This is a genomic window from Paenarthrobacter sp. 4246 (assembly GCF_040546855.1).
Classification (GTDB): Bacteria; Actinomycetota; Actinomycetes; order Actinomycetales; family Micrococcaceae; genus Arthrobacter.
On record NZ_JBEPOP010000004.1, the window covers coordinates 305,590 to 321,550 of the forward strand.

The following is a 15,961-nucleotide window of genomic DNA, read 5'->3' on the forward strand; positions in this document are numbered from 1 at the left end:
AGGCCTAATCGTAGGAAGTGTTGGGCCTCCCGTCACGCGCTTCCGGTAACTAGTAGACGGAGCCCATCAGGAGCTCTGACAGGCGACCGGCAGCTCGCCGGAGTTCCGGAACGCTTGCTTTCAGCTCTGCTTCGGTGGCTGTCTCCACCGGGCTGGTCAGTGCAATGGATTCACTCGGACGGCCGGTCCTGTTGGGAACTGCCACCGCCACGGAAAGGACGCCGGTGGCGCGCTCGTCGGCGGAATAGGCAAAGTCCTCACCCGGAAGGGGCAGTCGTGCCCGCAAATCGTCGGCAGTAAATTCGGCTTCTTCGTGGCCCGACGCGGAGGCCGCAAGCGCCACCTGGTGCAGCTCCTCAGGGGAAGCGGACACCAGGAGAATTTTTCCGGCGGCACCCACCGTGAGTGGAAGCCGTTTACCCAAGGGGAGGTCGTACCGGAGGGGTGAATCGCCATCCACCCGGGCCACAAGGATGCGCTCGAAGCCAAGGCGGGTGTACAAGGACGCGGTACGGGCCGTCTGCGTGGCAACTTGCTGCAGGATGGGCCGTGCCGCAACCACCAGGGGATCATTCTCCAGGAAGCTCCGGGCCGCAGGGAGAACCGCCGGCCCAACCCGGTACGTCTTGTCCGTCTGGCTGACCATGCCGAAATCCTGGAGAACGCGGAGGATCCTGAGCGTGGTGGGCAGGCTCATGCCACAGGTCCTTGCAAGATCGCTCAACCGCTGCGGCCGCTCGGCCCGCTGCAGCTCGGCAAACACCTCCAGTGCCCGTGAAAGCGAGCGCATGTTGGCCGCTTTGGGGCCGTCTTCGGCTGAACTGGCGGAGTGCGTTGAGCTCACGGTCATTCTTTCATTCTATGTAAGTTCCTTGCGCTTGACATCACATGTGGCTCCTGTCACTATTTCTTCAGACGCAATACTCTTTCATTCTATGAAATGAAATACCACGGAACGTAAGAAGGAAGACCATGACAACGGAGTCAGTTATGACCGAGCCGCAGCGCACCCGCGTGGCACCCACCGTGTTGGCAGGGATCGGCGCGTTCGTCGTCGTCGGCGTCTACGTGCTGGTCAGCTCCCTCGATTTGGGCTTGTGGACCTCCCTGGGGCCCGGCCCCGGGATGTTCCCCTTCGCCATGGGCGGGCTGTTGGTTGCCATGTCCGCCATTTGGCTGGTCCAGGAATTGCGCCAACCAAGTGAAACCGCCAGCGGCGTCGACCGCGGCCTGGTGATCGCCGTCGTCGTCAGCCTTGCGCTCCTGGCCGGGGTCATGGATCTGATCGGCTTCCAGCTGAGCATGTTCATCTTCCTGATGTACCACCTGAAAATCCGTGGCCGCCGTGGCTGGATCTCATCGCTGATCATCGCCCTGGCCGGAAGCGCCGGCGCCTTCTACGCCTTCAACTACGGCCTCAATGTGGCCCTGCCCACCGCCGGAATTTCCGTCCTGAACTCGATCGGACTCTAACCGTGGATACCCTCAACGAACTGGCCAACGGCTTCGCTTCTGCGTTGACATGGCAGAACCTGATTTTCGCTTTCCTGGGCTGCCTCCTCGGCACCATCATCGGTGTGCTTCCCGGCATCGGCCCTGTGGCTGGTGTCGCCCTGCTCATCCCCCTCACCATGAACCTCGATGCCACCGGTGCCATCATCATGCTGTGCGCCATCTTCTACGGCACGGCGTACGGCGGAACCATCACCAGTGTCCTGCTGAACACCCCCGGCGAGGCGGCTTCAGCCATCACCACCATCGACGGCTACGCCATGACCAAGATCGGCAAGGCAGGCGCGGCCCTCACCATCGCCGCTGTCGGATCCTTTGTTGGCGGCACTATCGCGACACTTGGCCTGGTGGCTGCCGCCAAGCCCCTCGGCGAGCTGGGGCTGCTGGTGGGTCCCCCGGAATTCTTCGCCCTCATGGTGGTTGGCATCTCGCTGCTGGTCGCTTTGGCCGGCAAGTCGATGGTCAAGGCCCTCATCTCCGGCGCCCTTGGCTTGCTGATCTCCATGGTGGGCATCGACCCCGTGGCCGGCGCACCCCGTTTCACCTTCGGCTCCGACAACTTGCTGGACGGCGTGAGCTTCGTAGCCGTGATCGTAGGCGTGTTTGGCCTCTCCGAAATCCTGTCCTACCGGAAAGACTCCAAAGCTGCTGCCGTGCATGCACCAGGCCTGCGCTCCCTGCTCCCCACCGGAACGGAGTGGCGCCGAAGCGCACCGTCCATGGCACGCGGAACGGGCATCGGGTTTGGCCTTGGCCTCATCCCCGGCATGACCGGATCAGTGTCCTCGCTCTTGGCCTACGGTGCCGAAAAGAAGTTCTCCAAGCACCGCAACGAGCTGGGCAAGGGAGCGATCGAAGGCGTCGCAGGCCCGGAGACCGCCAATAACGCCCACGCCAACGCCGCACTGATCCCCTTGTTCACCCTGGGCATCCCAGCCTCGCCAACCATCGCCGTACTGATGGGCGCCTTCCTTCAGCAAGGCCTGACGCCGGGGCCGACCCTGTTCACGGAGCACTCGGAAATTGCCTGGGCAATCATCGCAAGCCTCTTCATTGGCAACCTGCTGCTGCTCCTGCTGAACGTCCCGCTGGTGGGTCTGTGGACCTCAATCCTTCGAGTCCCGGCCTCAATCCTCACCGCCTTGATCCTGCTCTTCATGGTCATAGGCGCCTACACCATCAACTTCAATGTCTTCGATGTGTTCGTGATGATCGGCTTCGGCCTCCTGGGCCTGGCCTTGCGACACCTCGATATTCCACTGGCTCCCATGGTCCTCACGCTTGTGCTGGGACCGCTGATGGAACGGTCACTTCGGGAGTCCTTGGAAATCTCGCAAGGAGACTTCGGCATCTTCGTCAACCGCCCCATCTCGATGGTCCTGATCGGCGTCGGCGTCCTCATCATCCTGAGCCCGCTCCTCAAGCTTCGTAAGCCCAAAGCCCTCAACGAAGATCCCGAAACGTAAATCCCCCCGCTACACCCCTTCAAAGGAGAAGAACCATGACCCGCACACGCATCGCCGCGGCCTTCGCTGCCGCCGCCCTCATCGGACTCACCGGCTGCGGCGCCAACGCAGGCGCCGCCAATAACGCCGGGAACGATTTCCCCAAGAAGGGAAAGTCGATCGAGCTGATCGTCTCCTTCTCCTCCGGCGGGGCCGTAGACACAGCCGCCCGCTTGGTTCAGCCAATCCTTGAGAAAGAACTCGGCACCAACGTTGAAGTCATCAACAAGCCCGGAGCGGGCGGGCAGATCGGCTACACACAGCTGACCAGCGCCAAGGCCGACGGCTACACTATCGGCGCCACAGGCTCCCCGTCCGTGGTCGTCTCGCCCTTGGACCCGGCACGCGGCGCGAAATATACGCGCGAAAGTTTCCAGCCCCTGGGACGCCAGGTCATCGATCCCACTGTGATTGCCGTGCAGCCGGACAGCCCCTATAAGAACCTGAAGGATCTTCTGGACGCCGCCAAGGCTGATCCGAAGTCCATGACCGCGAGCACCACCGGCCTGCAAACAGGAGAGCACTTCGCCATGGCGCAGTTGCAGGAAACCACCGGCGCAGAATTTGCCCCAGTGCATTTCTCCGAAGGTGCCTCACAAGCAACCACGGCATTCCTGGGCAAGCACGTGGACATACTGGTGGCCAATGTCAGCGATGTCACCGACCTTTCCAAGCAGGGTAAAGCACGAGTGCTGGGCGTTATGACGGGCGAACGCGCTCCCTCCCTCCCGGACGTCCCTACCTTCAAGGAATCCGGTTACGACATCGAAGCCGGCACGGTCCGCGGCTACTCCGCACCAGCCGGCCTGCCGGACGCCATTGCCACCAAGCTGGAGGCCGCCTTCCAAAAAGCGATCGAGGATCCCACCGTGGTCAAGAAGATGGAAGACCTCGGACTCCAGACCAGCTACCTGTCCGGCAAGGAATACCAGGAATTCTGGGCAAGCCAGGAAGAGGACTTCAAGAAGGTCCTCCCACTGGTTCAGAAAACCGACTGAACCAAGCCGCTCCCCGAACCCCTGCCACCACACACGGAAGAACCCCATCATGACAACTCCAGTCCTTGAAGACCTCGACGCCGGTTTCCCCCGCCCCGCGCGGGACGTCTTGGAACGCCTCGCCAAGCTCCCGGCAGCGAACATCGGCGACGCCATGGACCGTCTGGGTGTTGCCGACTCGGCTATCCAGGCCATTTGGCCCGGCGCCCGCATTGCAGGCCCTGCCTTCACGGTCTGGACCCGCCCGGGAGACAACCAAGGCATCCACCGGGCGTTGCAGCTTGCCCGCCCCGGCGACGTCATCGTCGTAGCCGGTGGCGGCGACGAGTCCCGGGCCCTGCTGGGAGAACTCATCGGGGAACGCGCCATCAATCTCGGCATTGCCGGCTTCGCACTGGACGGGGCTGCCCGGGACGCCGAAACTCTTGGTGAAATCGGAATGCCGGTCTTCGCACGGGCCACCACCCCCGCTGGTCCTTACAAGAACGGCCCATCCCGGTTGGGCACACCCATCTCCTTCGGCGGAGTCCCTGTCATGCCAGGCGATATCATCATCGGCGACTCCGACGGCGTCGTCATCATCCCCCGCGATCAGGCAGCCAACGTCGCCGAGGCGGCCGAGGCAGTATTTGCCGATGAGACCAGCCGCAGGGCCGCCATCATCGCAGACCGGACCAAGTAGGAGACGAATAATATGACAGCTTGCACCGTCATCGGCCTCGGCGAAGCCGGAGCCACTTATGCGGCAGCACTGGTTGCCGCGGGGCACCAGGTCACCGGATTCGACCCCGTCGCCCCAGACACCCCCACCGGCGTCACCCGGGCGTCCACGGCCGCGCGTGCCTGCGCTGACGCAGACATCGTCCTGGTTCTTACGGGAGCTGCGGCGGCCCAGGCCGTGGCACAGGAATGTCTGCCTGTGCTGCCCACAGGGAGCTGCTACGCAGACTTTACGTCGTCGTCGCCTCATGTCATGCGGGAACTCGGGCAGGTGCCCAGCGAAGCCCTCTTCGCCGACGTAGCAATCCTTGGTCCCGTCCCCACCCAGGGCGCCAAGACACCACTGATGGTCAGCGGTCCTGGCTCCGCCGCAGTGGCGGACCTGCTCCGTCCGTTGGGCGCCGACGTCGAAATCGCCGACGGCGAACCAGGCGCCGCCATGTCCCACAAGCTACTCCGCAGCGTCCTGATGAAAGGTCTGGCCTCCGTGGTGGTTGAAGCCGTGACAGCTGGACGGGCTGCCGGTCTTGAAGAATGGATCCGCGGCCAGATCGCGCGGCAGTTGGCTGGTGACGGGCAAGCGGTGATAGACCGGTTCCTCACTGGCACGGCGAAACACGCCCAGCGCCGCTCCAAGGAAATGCAGGACACTGCCGACTACCTGTCATCCGGCCTGCAGGTTCCTGCAGAGATGACCACCGCCTCGGCCGCTGCCCTCACCCGTATGGCATCCGAAACTGCGGAAGCCGCCGCACCTTTGCGCTGAAACGGGCATCGGGAAGAATCAGGACAGGACCACCGGTGAACCACTCCCCAGCACACCTTCTTCAAGGAGCAGCATCATGATCGGCATTTGGGCCCTCGGCGCCTACTTGGCCGTCATCCTGCTGTGGACAACCCTCATCAAGCGCAGCGTCGGCGAAGCCATGATCATCGGTTTCGCGGTGGTGCTCCCCTTCACCGGAGCCGCTGCCCTTGAAACAGGTTGGACAGCGCTCTACTCGGCGGTGACCGATGAGATCGTGTACGCCACCATGGCGTTCGTTTTCATGGGATACCTGCTTGACAAGTCCGGCGTGCTGGATCGGCTCATCGACCTGCTGAATTCCCTGATCGGCGGGGTCAAAGGTGGCCCCGCGTGGGTGTCCACCGTGGCCTCCGCCGGGCTGGGAGGAGTGGTCCATAACCAGGCTGCCATCGCAGCTACGGTCGGCTCCGTGACCATTCCCTGGATGGCAAAGTCCAAGCTCGACAAGCCCTCGGCCGCCACCTTGGTAGCCGGCAATGCCGGGATGGGCATCACGTTTCCCTTCAGCGCCTCCATGTTCGTCCTGGTGGGATCCGCCACCGTGGGACCCTTGCTGAACATGAACGATCTGGTACTACCGTTGTTGTTTGGTGGGCTGTGGTGCTTCCTGCACCGGCTGATCGTCACGTGGCTGCTGATCCGCAAAAGCGGGATGGCACCGCTGGATGCGGCACACAGACTGACGGTGAAAACGGCGTTCAGCCAGGGATGGGCCACCCTGCTGCTCTTCGTGGTGGTGGCGATTCCGTTGATCATCACCTCCGGTGCCATCGCCACGGCGTTGTCGGACTGGACTGGCGGTGATGTCACCAAGTCGGTCAGCGTCATTGTCTGGATACCCGTGGTCCTCATCATCACCGGGGCATTGCTCGGATGGAAGCGCCTGCCGCGTGGAGCACGGGAGTGGTGGGAACTCCTGGAGAGTTCTGCCCCCAGGTTCGGTGTTGTTGGGATCACCGTGGTCTTCGCCTTCGCCGGCGCCAACGCCCTCGCAGCTACAGGTTTGCCGCAGCAGATGACCACGTTGCTCAACAAGATGAACCTGCCGCTGTGGCTCCTCGCGATCCTGATTGGATTGATCGTGATCGCCGTGGCTGCTCCCCTTTCCGCGACGGCGACCATGGCCGCTGTCGGGACCGTTGGCGTTGCCACGCTGGTGGCCGCCGGTGTCCCGGCCACCACTGCCGCCGTCGCTGTCCTGGTCTTTTCATCGTGTGAAGCCGCTGTTCCGCCCGGAGGTGCGCCGCTGTATGTTGCCTGCGGGATTGCCGACGTCAACCCGATCACGACGTTCGCCCGGTTGCTGACCCACTACGCACTTCCGCTGCTGGGCATCGGAGTCCTGATCATCCTCGGCATCCTGCCCATCTAAGGAAGCTCCCGTGAAACTCATCCAAAGCATCTTCGTCCTCACTCTCGCAGCCCTGCTTCTGGGTGGGGTGGTGTTCGTGGCGGGACAAGCCATCGCCCTCATGGTGGGCAACAGCGAGTGGTTGACGTTCCTCAACGATTTCCTGAAGGATCCGATGTGCATCGCCGCCTCCATCTGCGCGATCGCCGGTTTCCTCCTCAGCTATAAGCGCCATCAAGAGCAAGGCCAACCGGAGGAGGCCCGGACCCGGTGACGAATACCGTGAACGGAAAGTACCCAACCTTCGCCGAGCTGCTCCAACGGGATGGGAACCTCGCCGGCACCTCTTGGGGACTGTTTCCCGATGAGAGCCGCGGGACGCCGTCGTTCATCAGCCCACACGCCGTTTTGCAGGCACGGGACTGCGTCCGGACCGGGACGGCCTTTGGTCTGGACTACGCCGCGGACGCTTTCGACCCCGGAATGTCGCTGAAGCGCAGCGCCCCACGCCACACGATCTACTCATCGCATCCGGCCCACCGGGACGACTACCTGGACGGCTATTACCTTCAGGGATCTTCGCAGATCGACGGGCTCAGGCACCGGAAGGCGGACGACGTCGGTTTCTACAACGGCACCCCGGATGATCTGGTGCGGGAAGGAACACCTGAACTGGGGGTACAGGGCTGGGCCGAGGCACCCATCGTGGGCCGCGGCGTGCTGGTGGACCTTGACGGCTATCGGTCAGCCCACGGAGCACCGATCCACCACGCCGCCGGGGAGCCGCTCTCCCTGGATTTGATCCACTCAGCACTGGAACAGCAGTCCGTCTCCCTCCAGCCAGGCGACATCCTCATGCTCCACACGGGGTGGTGCGAATGGTTCCTGGCCTTGTCTCGCCACGACAAGCAGGAAATGCGGGAAAGCCGTCGCGCCACCGGCATCGCCCAATCACAGGAATTCGTTGCGTGGGCGTGGGACAACCAGCTTGCGCTCGTGGCGGCCGACAACTTTGCCGTGGAGTGCCTTCCGGCCCTTCCCGACAGTCCCTTCAAGCACACCGCACCGAACGATCACGGCATGATGCACCAACAGTTGCTCGCTAAACTCGGGATGCCCCTGGGTGAACTCTGGAAACTGGGGCCCCTCAGCCGACACATGCGCACCACCGGGAACTGGGATGCCTTGATCAGCATCAAACCCCTCAATATCGTCGGAGCCACAGGATCGCCGGCCAACGCCACAGCGCTGGTCTGAGTTCCGGATGGACCTCGCTTGGGAACTAAATTCCCTACCGCAGCCCTGCCGAGTGCGCCAAGGCAATTGCCTCAGCCCTGGAACGCACGTCGAGTTTCCGGAAGAGATTCCGGATGTGGAACTTCACTGTGTTTTCACTGATGTGGAGGGCGCCGGCGATGCTCCGGTTCCGCTGCCCAGCGGTGAGCAGTTGCAGGACCTCCAGCTCGCGGGGTGCCAAATCCCAGACGGCCACATCGCCGCCTGGGGCAGGCGGTGGATCCAGCGGCAGCACCACGGAAATGTCCGCACCCCAGCCTTGCATCACTTCAAGGGACATCCTCCCGTCAACGGCCTGCACCCGCTGTTGCAGGCGGGCGATGCTGGGCGAATCCGGCGTGAGGGCGCCCAGACCGTCGTCACGGACGTTGATCAACAGGTTTTCGCCATCGCAATCCCACTGCGCACGGACCCGCCGGACGTCCGGTTGCTCCGCGATGGCCAGGACCAGCCCGCGGACAACGGCACGCGCGGCATGGGCCACTTCGCCCGGGAGTGCGCGACCGTTGGCCGGTGGCTCGATGAACTGGATGTCGATATTGCTGAAGTGCATCAGGGGCCGGAGGTCCTCGCGCAGCCGCTCGAAAGCCGTCACTACCGGTTCTTCCACCAGGTCGCTGGTGCGGTCGCTGAGTGTGCGCAGATCCACCAGGGCTTTGACGGCGAGGTCGGTCACGGAGGCGCGCGCCGCGGCGTCGTTCATTGACGACGACCGCAGGGCCGCGAGCAAGGTTTCGAGCGTGGTGGAGTGCTGGTCTACCAACTCGGCCGTCACACGGATCCGCTCAGCGGATGCGGCCCGCGATTCCAGAAGGTACGACGGCGGCGCGTCGGTCACTTTCTCCTGGATGCGTCGGGCGGTTAGTCGCCATAGATAGGTGAGAAGACGGAGAGCCTCCTCTTCCGCTTCCGATCCTTCCGCTCCCTCCAGCCCGGCAGTCAAGGACGGGTCGGTCAGGACCAACAGCGCTTGGCTGGGCGCGTAGCCCAAGGCAAGTACCTCCCGCTCCTCACCGGCGATGACCGCAGAAGTGCGCCACGGATCCTCCCCCGGCATAGCCGCCCTCAGCCGGTCCAGTTCCGTGATGGAGACACGGCTGACGACGGCTTCAGCGCCCGCCTTTTTCTGGGGCCGGCCAGTGCAGTCCTCGGTGAAGATGACCAGGGCGCTGCTTGCCAGGAACGGGAGCGTGGCTTGGCGAAGGTTTTCTGCGATGCGGTTCAGCGGTGCGGCAGCGAGGTCGCTGACGGAGTGGAGGAGGTCCCAGTTCTGCATCGGCCCAGCATACGTGCCGGTGAAGCGCTGGCACTACCCAAAGGGGTAGGAAAAGCCGTCACAAAACAGCGTTACCCCCACCCGCAAACTGCACCAAGCTGGAAGGGAAGACATCACGGCAACTGAAGGAGAAAGTGTGGACGCTGTCGCAGAAAAGCCCGCCCTAGGCCAAACACCAGCCCAGGCCGCCCTCAACCTGTCCCTGATCCAGGGCGAGATAGTGAGCACCACCAACGCGATCGACGTCGGTCAGTTGGCAGTCCTCGCCGGAAGAATCCACAGGGCGGAACGGGTCTTCCTCGCCGGGGCCGGCCGCAGCGGGCTGGTACTCCGAATGGCAGCCATGCGCCTCATGCATCTGGGCCTGACGGTCCACGTCGCCGGGGACACCACAACACCTGCCATCGCCGCCGGCGACCTCCTGGTGGTGGCCTCCGGCTCAGGGACCACCTCCGGCGTGGTCAAAGCCGCCGAAACAGCCCTCGCCGCCGGCGCGGACGTCGCTGCTGTGACCGCCAACCCTGGATCACCATTGGCCGGCCTGGCCGATGCGTTGGTGATCATTCCCGCCGCGCAGAAGACCGATCATGGCTCCAGCCTTTCCCGCCAGTACTCCGGCAGCCTGTTCGAGCAATCCCTCTTCCTCGCCACCGAGGCAGTGTTCCAAACCCTGTGGGAGAACACCGATGAGCCTGCCGAACAACTCTGGCTGCGCCACGCCAACCTCGAGTAAGCCCCCCCAAACCTGCATCACCCGTTCCAAAGCAAACCCTTCGAAAGAAAGAAAAACCCATGAAACTTCAGGTAGCACTGGATCTCCTCACCGTCGAGGATGCCCTTGAACTGGCCGGCAAAGTGGCCGAGCACGTGGACATCATCGAACTCGGCACCCCGCTGATCAAGGCTGCCGGCCTTTCCGCCGTCACTGCCATCAAGGAAGCGCACCCCACCAAGATCGTCTTCGCCGATATGAAGACCATGGATGCCGGCGAGCTGGAAGCCGACATCGCGTTCAACGCCGGAGCGGACCTGGTATCCGTCCTGGGCACGGCCGACGACTCCACCATTGCCGGCGCGGTCAAGGCCGCAAAGGCCCATAACAAGGGCATCGTGGTGGACCTGATTGGTGTGGCAGACAAGGTTTCCCGCGCCAAGGAAGCCCGCGCACTGGGTGCCAAGTTCGTCGAGTTCCACGCGGGCCTGGATGAGCAGGCACAGCCCGGTTACAACCTGCGCACCTTGCTGAACGCAGGCGAGGAAGCACGCGTCCCGTTCTCAGTGGCCGGCGGCGTGAACGCTGGAACCATCGCAGCAGTCCAACTGGCAGGTGCCGACGTCGCCGTTGCAGGCAGCGCCATCTACAGCGCTGCAGATCCCGAGCTGGCAGCCAAGGAACTGAAGGCAGCCATCAATTAGTTCAACCCCCTACCGCAAAACGTCGACCTGCCCATCCGGGCAGGTCGACGTTTGTGCTGGCACCGGGACCTTTAGAGGTTCTCCACCAGGGAGACGTCGCGAACGGCGCCCTTGTCCGCGGACAGCGCCATGGCGGCATAGGCGCGCAACGCGGGCGACACGTGGCGTTCGCGGTCCTTCGGCTTGTAGCCGCCGTTGACTTCGAGTTTTTCGCGGCGTTCGGCGAGGATCTCGTCGGAGACCTGCAACTGGAGGGAACGCTGCGTGATGTCGATGCTGATGATGTCGCCATCCTCCACCAGGGCGATGGCGCCTCCGGAGGCAGCCTCCGGGGAAATGTGACCGATCGACAGGCCTGAGGTTCCGCCGGAGAAGCGTCCGTCGGTGATGAGGGCGCACTTTTTGCCCAGGCCGCGGCCCTTGAGGAACGAGGTTGGATACAGCATTTCCTGCATACCGGGTCCGCCGCGGGGGCCTTCGTAGCGGATAACCACCACGTCGCCTTCCTTGATGGTCTTGTTCAGGATCTTCTCCACGGCTTCGTCCTGTGACTCGCACACAACGGCGGGGCCTTCGAAGGTCCAGATGGACTCGTCCACGCCTGCGGTCTTCACCACGGCGCCGTCCACTGCGACGTTGCCGCGCAGCACAGCCAGGCCACCGTCCTTGGAAAAAGCATGCTCCACAGAACGGATGCAGCCGCCCTCAGCGTCGGTATCCAGGGAGGTCCACTGGTTCGACTGCGAGAACGCGGTGGAGGAACGGACGCCACCGGGGGCTGCGTGCCACAGTGCCTGCGCTTCCTCGGTGGCCTTGCCGCCGCGGATGTCCCAGTCGTCCAGCCAGCCATCCAGATCATTGGAGTGCACCGAGTGGACATTCTTGTGCAGGAGGCCACCGCGGTTCAGCTCACCCAGCAGGGCGGGGATGCCGCCGGCGCGGTGGACATCCTCCATGTAATACGTCTTGTCCCCAGCGACGTTCGGCGCCACCTTGGCCAGGCACGGCACTTGGCGGGACTTGGCGTCCATTTCGGCCAGGCCATACTCCACGCCCGCTTCCTGGGCTGCAGCCAACAGGTGCAGGATGGTGTTGGTGGAACCGCCCATGGAGATGTCCAATGCCATGGCATTATCGAAGGCCTCTGCGGTGGCGATGGAACGCGGCAGCACGGAGTCGTCGTCGCCGTCGTAATAGCGCTTGACGAGCTCGACGACGGTTGCGCCGGCTTTCTCGTACAGCGCCTTGCGTGCGGTGTGCGTTGCGAGCACGGAGCCGTTGCCCGGCAGGGCCAGGCCGATCGCCTCGGCCAGGCAGTTCATGGAATTGGCGGTAAACATACCCGAGCAGGAACCGCAGGTGGGGCAGGCGTTCTCTTCGATGAGGTTGATGTCTTCATCGGAGATGGACTCGTCCACCGCATCGGCAATCGCGTTCACCAGGTCCAGGGAGCGCACGGAACCGTCGGTCAGGGTCACGCGGCCAGCTTCCATGGGGCCGCCGGAGACGAACACCACGGGGATATTCAGGCGCAGGGCGGCCATCAGCATGCCCGGGGTGATCTTGTCGCAGTTGGAGATGCAGACCAGGGCATCGGCGCAGTGCGCGTTGACCATGTACTCCACGGAGTCGGCGATCAGGTCGCGGGACGGCAGGGAGTACAGCATGCCTGAGTGGCCCATGGCGATGCCATCATCCACGGCGATGGTGTTGAATTCGCGCGGCACAGCGCCCGCGGCGAGGATCGCGTCGGAGACGATCCTGCCCACCGGGGCCAAGTGGGTGTGGCCGGGGACGAATTCGGTGAAGGAGTTGGCCACGGCGATGATCGGCTTGCCGATGTCGGTGTTGGCGACGCCGGAAGCGCGCAGCAGGGCGCGGGCGCCGGCCATGTTGCGGCCGTGGGTAACTGTTCTGGAGCGAAGTGCAGGCATAAGTATCATCCTGCTGTTGTTCTACAGCGGGTGGAAGACGGTGCTGCTACTAGTAGTGAAAGTACCAGAGTAATAGTGTTGGGTCCGTGAAAGATGAGAGGCGCAAGGAACTGGGACTCTTCCTCAGGACCCGCCGCAACCAGGCCCTTCGTTCCGACTATGGCCTGCCGCCTGTGGGACGTTCCCGCGAGCGCGGCCTGCGCCGGGAAGAGATCGCCTTTCTCTCCGGAGTCAGCGTCACTTGGTACACCTGGCTGGAGCAGGGGCGGGACATCAGCCCCTCGCGCCAGGTACTGGAGGCGGTGGCCCGCACACTGCATTTGTCCGACACCGGGCTGGGCTACGTGCTGTCCCTGGGCGGATACTCCTCCGCTCCACCGGCCGGTCCGGTCGCCGCTGACGCTCCCGCCCACGTGCAGCGCCTGTTGGACGCATTGGATCCCAACCCTTCTTACGCGCTGTCACCCGACTGGGGCATCGCTGGCTGGAACCGCGCTTACGAGGCGCTGTACCCCAACATCGGCACGTTCGATGCCTCCGACCGGAACCTCCTGTGGCTCGTCTTCACCGATCCCTACATCCGTGACCTGCTGCCCGACTGGGACGTCACGAGCAAGCGCTTTTTGGCTGAGTTCAGGGCCGAAACCGGGCAGCGACTAGGCGACCCCGATGTGGAGTACCAAGTAGGCCGACTCAAGGAAGCCAGCCCGGAGTTCCAGGAAAGCTGGGACCGGTACGACATCCTGGGTTTCGAATCCCGTGAGCGCCAGTTCCACCACCTTGCAGTTGGCGTCCTTCACATGGAGCATCACCAGGTTTCGCCCTCGGACCGGCCGGACCTCCACATCGTGGTCTACACCCCGGCGCCGGGGGGTGACGCTGGAGCGCAGATGCAGCGGTTGATGGGCGCAGGTAGGCAGGAGTGAGGAGATGGTCCCTCAGGAACTGAGGGACCCCCTGACGATGCTCACGCTGGAGTGGCCGGGATTTCCGTCCAAGGGTTCGTCCGAAACGTCGACGATGGGGAAGTCGTCCAGATTCAGTTCCGCCGGGAGCGGGAAGGTACCTGAGTCCGACTTCATGATCCCCAGACTGATCAGCCGCGTAAGGTCCGTGCCGATGAGCCAGACCTCCTGATAGCCCTGTGCTTCGTCTTTGCTCAGTTTCACTTCCAAGGTGCGGGATCCGTCCCTGGATTCAAGGACCGTCGCGGACCCTGTGGCAGAGTGTTGGGCCAGTGGGGACAAATCGGCTCGCGCCAACGGCGTTGGTGCTTGGTTGATGTTCCACAGGGTTGCACCGGCGATGACCAGCGCACCCGCCGCGGCAACTGCCAGCCAGGTGCCAGGCCGCTGCCAGCCCTGGGGACGTTTTTTGAAGGATCGCGGGGCCGCGGGTGGTTCCTGCAGGGGCCCGGTTTCGGACGGCCCGGCGGTACCGGGTTCGGCAGCTTCACTCCCCGGTGCCGAACCCAAAGGATCTTTCCGGGTTGCTTCCGATAACCCCAGCTCCTGGTGGATAGCGCTCCACACGTTCGGTCCGGGCACCTCAAAGCTGCCGGTGTCCGGTGTGGTTTTCATGGCTTCCACGGCGCGGCGCAAAGCGGCGTACTCCGCCGAGCAGGCATCACAGCTACCGAGGTGCTGCCGACCTTCCTCGTCAAGCCAGTCGCCGTACAGCGCCAAGAGGCTCAACTCTTCCGGATCAATATGCGGCATGGTCGACCTCCAGTCTGCTTCTTAGGTGGATCAAGCTGCGCCGAATATGGCTCTTGACGGTACCAAGCGGTAGTTCGAGTCTTCGGGAGATCTGCTCGTGCGTCAGGTCTTCGTAGAAGGCCAGTTTCATGATGGCCCCCTGAGGTTCACCGAGCCTCTCCAGCTCTCCGTCCAGGAGCAGTCTGTCGGCCAGTACCTCGACTGCTTCCTCAGTTGGTCCTGCAACGTCAACGTCCCGGACCTGGGCCGCGGCCAGGACCCTACGGATTTCCCGGGTTGAAGCAGAGTGGGCGTCCGCAATGGCGTGGCGTGTAATGCCCACTATCCATGCCGGCAGCCGCGCGACCGCGGGGTTGAAGGTGTTTCGGGAACGCCATACGCGGATGAAGACCTCCTGCGTGACATCGTCAGCCGCCGCACGGTCCCGCAGCGATCTCAAGGCGAGCGTATGCACCAGTGGGGCAAACTCCTTGTAAGCAGCCACAAGTGCACGCTCATCCCCCGCCATGAATGCCTCGGTCAAAGTATCGTCCCAAGGCGAAGAAACCTCGTTTGGGGATGCCAAATGAGACTCCTTCCCGGCGTCAGCGACGAGGACCACGGCCGGGTTTGGGTGCTTATTCAAGGACCGCGGTGACAATCACATTGTCGCTGTAGTCCATTCGTTCGTCCAGCCATCGGCCGCCGCAGGTGACCACCTTGAGCTCATGCGGGCCTGTCCGGCGGAAGAGCGATTCGCCGTCAAACGCGTCCTTGGCCATGAGCGTGACGGAAACAACCCGGTATCGAAGTGAGGGGGCTCCCTGTCGTCCCACCGTCACCAAGGTCCCTGCCGGCAAGGATTTCAGCTGCGAGAACGGCGCTTGGTCCGAGGTGGTGTCGATGTGTCCGGCCAGGACCGCTGCGCCTTGTGCTGCTCCCGGGGCGGGCCCGAAGCGGTACCACCCTGCCTCGTAAAAGGTCTCCGGTATTTCCATGGCCCCGCCGCTCGCGACCCCCACGGGGATCACGGGCATGTCAATTGACGTCCCGGCCACCTGGAGGGATGTGGGCGCGGGTGCGGCCGCGGGCTGGGTGGGAGTTGTGCCCTGGAGGGCGGCGCTGGCTGGTGGCCGGGAACTCCCGGCAGGCGGCAGGGAAGGTGCCGCTTGATCAAGGGTTGGGGTTGGGTTGCTTGCCTCGTTGGAAGCAAGGCCGGGCCCACCGGGGGCAGCCGTCCCGCAGGCCGTCATCAACAGCACTGCCATGGCGGCGAAGACGACAGTCCCCCGGTCTTTCCTGCGATAGCCGGGGGTAGCGCGTCTTCGTTTTGGGTTGGTGGATGTCATTGCGGTTGTGTCCTGGCTGGTATGGGCGGCTGCCGTGGTTGACGTGGGAGTGTCCCGACCGTCGGCACCAAGGGGCTGGTCAGTACCGAACGGCCAGGA

General features: G+C 63.7%; 17 protein-coding genes. 11 read left to right on the plus strand and 6 right to left on the minus strand.

From position 1 onward, the window contains the following. Positions 1–49 precede the first annotated feature (49 nt). Positions 50–850 carry an IclR family transcriptional regulator gene (locus ABIE35_RS09345; protein ID WP_354514321.1) on the minus strand — a complete coding sequence of 267 codons (801 nt, stop codon included), beginning with the start codon at positions 848–850 and terminating at the stop codon, positions 50–52. Positions 851–972: 122 nt separating this feature from the next. Between ABIE35_RS09345 and ABIE35_RS09350 the strand changes: the two genes are divergently transcribed. The 8 genes from ABIE35_RS09350 (at position 973) to ABIE35_RS09385 (ending at position 8,151) form a co-directional block, all read left to right on the plus strand. Then, the gene (locus ABIE35_RS09350) at positions 973–1,473 is read left to right on the plus strand and encodes a tripartite tricarboxylate transporter TctB family protein (RefSeq protein WP_354514323.1); all 501 of its coding nucleotides are present in this window, start codon (positions 973–975) and stop codon (positions 1,471–1,473) included. Positions 1,474–1,475: 2 nt separating this feature from the next. Beyond that, positions 1,476–2,978 carry a tripartite tricarboxylate transporter permease gene (locus tag ABIE35_RS09355; RefSeq protein ID WP_261611316.1) on the plus strand — a complete coding sequence of 501 codons (1,503 nt, stop codon included), beginning with the start codon at positions 1,476–1,478 and terminating at the stop codon, positions 2,976–2,978. Positions 2,979–3,013: 35 nt separating this feature from the next. Beyond that, positions 3,014–4,015 (plus strand): tripartite tricarboxylate transporter substrate binding protein, encoded by a 1,002-nt coding sequence (locus ABIE35_RS09360; RefSeq protein WP_354514325.1) that lies wholly within the window; start codon positions 3,014–3,016, stop codon positions 4,013–4,015. Between the two features lie 49 nt (positions 4,016–4,064). Beyond that, positions 4,065–4,697 (plus strand): RraA family protein, encoded by a 633-nt coding sequence (locus ABIE35_RS09365; RefSeq protein ID WP_354514327.1) that lies wholly within the window; start codon positions 4,065–4,067, stop codon positions 4,695–4,697. A gap of 12 nt (positions 4,698–4,709) precedes the next feature. Then, positions 4,710–5,501 carry an NAD(P)-dependent oxidoreductase gene (locus tag ABIE35_RS09370; RefSeq protein ID WP_354514329.1) on the plus strand — a complete coding sequence of 264 codons (792 nt, stop codon included), beginning with the start codon at positions 4,710–4,712 and terminating at the stop codon, positions 5,499–5,501. A 76-nt stretch (positions 5,502–5,577) separates the two neighbouring features. Further along, positions 5,578–6,915 carry a TRAP transporter large permease subunit gene (locus ABIE35_RS09375; protein WP_354514331.1) on the plus strand — a complete coding sequence of 446 codons (1,338 nt, stop codon included), beginning with the start codon at positions 5,578–5,580 and terminating at the stop codon, positions 6,913–6,915. A gap of 10 nt (positions 6,916–6,925) precedes the next feature. Then, a complete protein-coding gene (locus ABIE35_RS09380) occupies positions 6,926–7,168 on the plus strand; it encodes a hypothetical protein (RefSeq protein WP_354514333.1) in 243 nt (80 codons plus the stop codon). Further along, entirely contained in the window at positions 7,165–8,151 is a 987-nt protein-coding gene (locus ABIE35_RS09385; RefSeq protein WP_354514337.1) for a cyclase family protein, read from the plus strand. Before ABIE35_RS09380 ends, ABIE35_RS09385 begins: the two co-directional genes overlap by 4 nt. 34 nt (positions 8,152–8,185) lie before the next feature. Here ABIE35_RS09385 and ABIE35_RS09390 read toward each other — a convergent pair whose 3' ends face one another. After that, positions 8,186–9,466 carry a helix-turn-helix transcriptional regulator gene (locus ABIE35_RS09390; RefSeq protein ID WP_354514339.1) on the minus strand — a complete coding sequence of 427 codons (1,281 nt, stop codon included), beginning with the start codon at positions 9,464–9,466 and terminating at the stop codon, positions 8,186–8,188. Positions 9,467–9,602: 136 nt separating this feature from the next. Here ABIE35_RS09390 and hxlB point away from each other — a divergent pair, with 136 nt between their 5' ends. Then, positions 9,603–10,199: a 6-phospho-3-hexuloisomerase gene (gene hxlB / locus ABIE35_RS09395; protein WP_354514341.1), complete on the plus strand. Its 597-nt coding sequence runs from the start codon at positions 9,603–9,605 to the stop codon at positions 10,197–10,199. Between the two features lie 59 nt (positions 10,200–10,258). Beyond that, positions 10,259–10,882, plus strand: coding sequence for a 3-hexulose-6-phosphate synthase (gene hxlA / locus ABIE35_RS09400; RefSeq protein ID WP_354514343.1), 624 nt, complete (start codon positions 10,259–10,261; stop codon positions 10,880–10,882). Between the two features lie 71 nt (positions 10,883–10,953). Here hxlA and ilvD read toward each other — a convergent pair whose 3' ends face one another. Further along, positions 10,954–12,816: a dihydroxy-acid dehydratase gene (ilvD, locus tag ABIE35_RS09405; RefSeq protein WP_354514345.1), complete on the minus strand. Its 1,863-nt coding sequence runs from the start codon at positions 12,814–12,816 to the stop codon at positions 10,954–10,956. An 86-nt stretch (positions 12,817–12,902) separates the two neighbouring features. On the opposite strand from ilvD, the gene ABIE35_RS09410 reads away from it, so the two are divergent. Further along, complete coding sequence (locus ABIE35_RS09410; RefSeq protein WP_354514347.1) at positions 12,903–13,742, plus strand: helix-turn-helix transcriptional regulator; 840 nt, start codon at positions 12,903–12,905, stop codon at positions 13,740–13,742. Between the two features lie 12 nt (positions 13,743–13,754). On the opposite strand, the gene ABIE35_RS09415 is transcribed toward ABIE35_RS09410, so the two are convergent. The 3 genes from ABIE35_RS09415 to ABIE35_RS09425 are packed head-to-tail and all read right to left on the minus strand — an operon-like array spanning position 13,755 to position 15,862. Continuing rightward, positions 13,755–14,534, minus strand: a complete 780-nt coding sequence (locus ABIE35_RS09415; protein ID WP_354514349.1) for an anti-sigma factor domain-containing protein — start codon at positions 14,532–14,534, stop codon at positions 13,755–13,757. Next, on the minus strand, positions 14,521–15,135 hold the full coding sequence (locus tag ABIE35_RS09420) for an RNA polymerase sigma factor (protein ID WP_354514681.1): 615 nt from the start codon (positions 15,133–15,135) through the stop codon (positions 14,521–14,523). The genes ABIE35_RS09415 and ABIE35_RS09420 overlap by 14 nt, the downstream gene beginning before the upstream one ends. A 16-nt stretch (positions 15,136–15,151) precedes the next feature. Continuing rightward, entirely contained in the window at positions 15,152–15,862 is a 711-nt protein-coding gene (locus tag ABIE35_RS09425; protein ID WP_354514351.1) for a class F sortase, read from the minus strand. Positions 15,863–15,961: the final 99 nt, after the last annotated feature.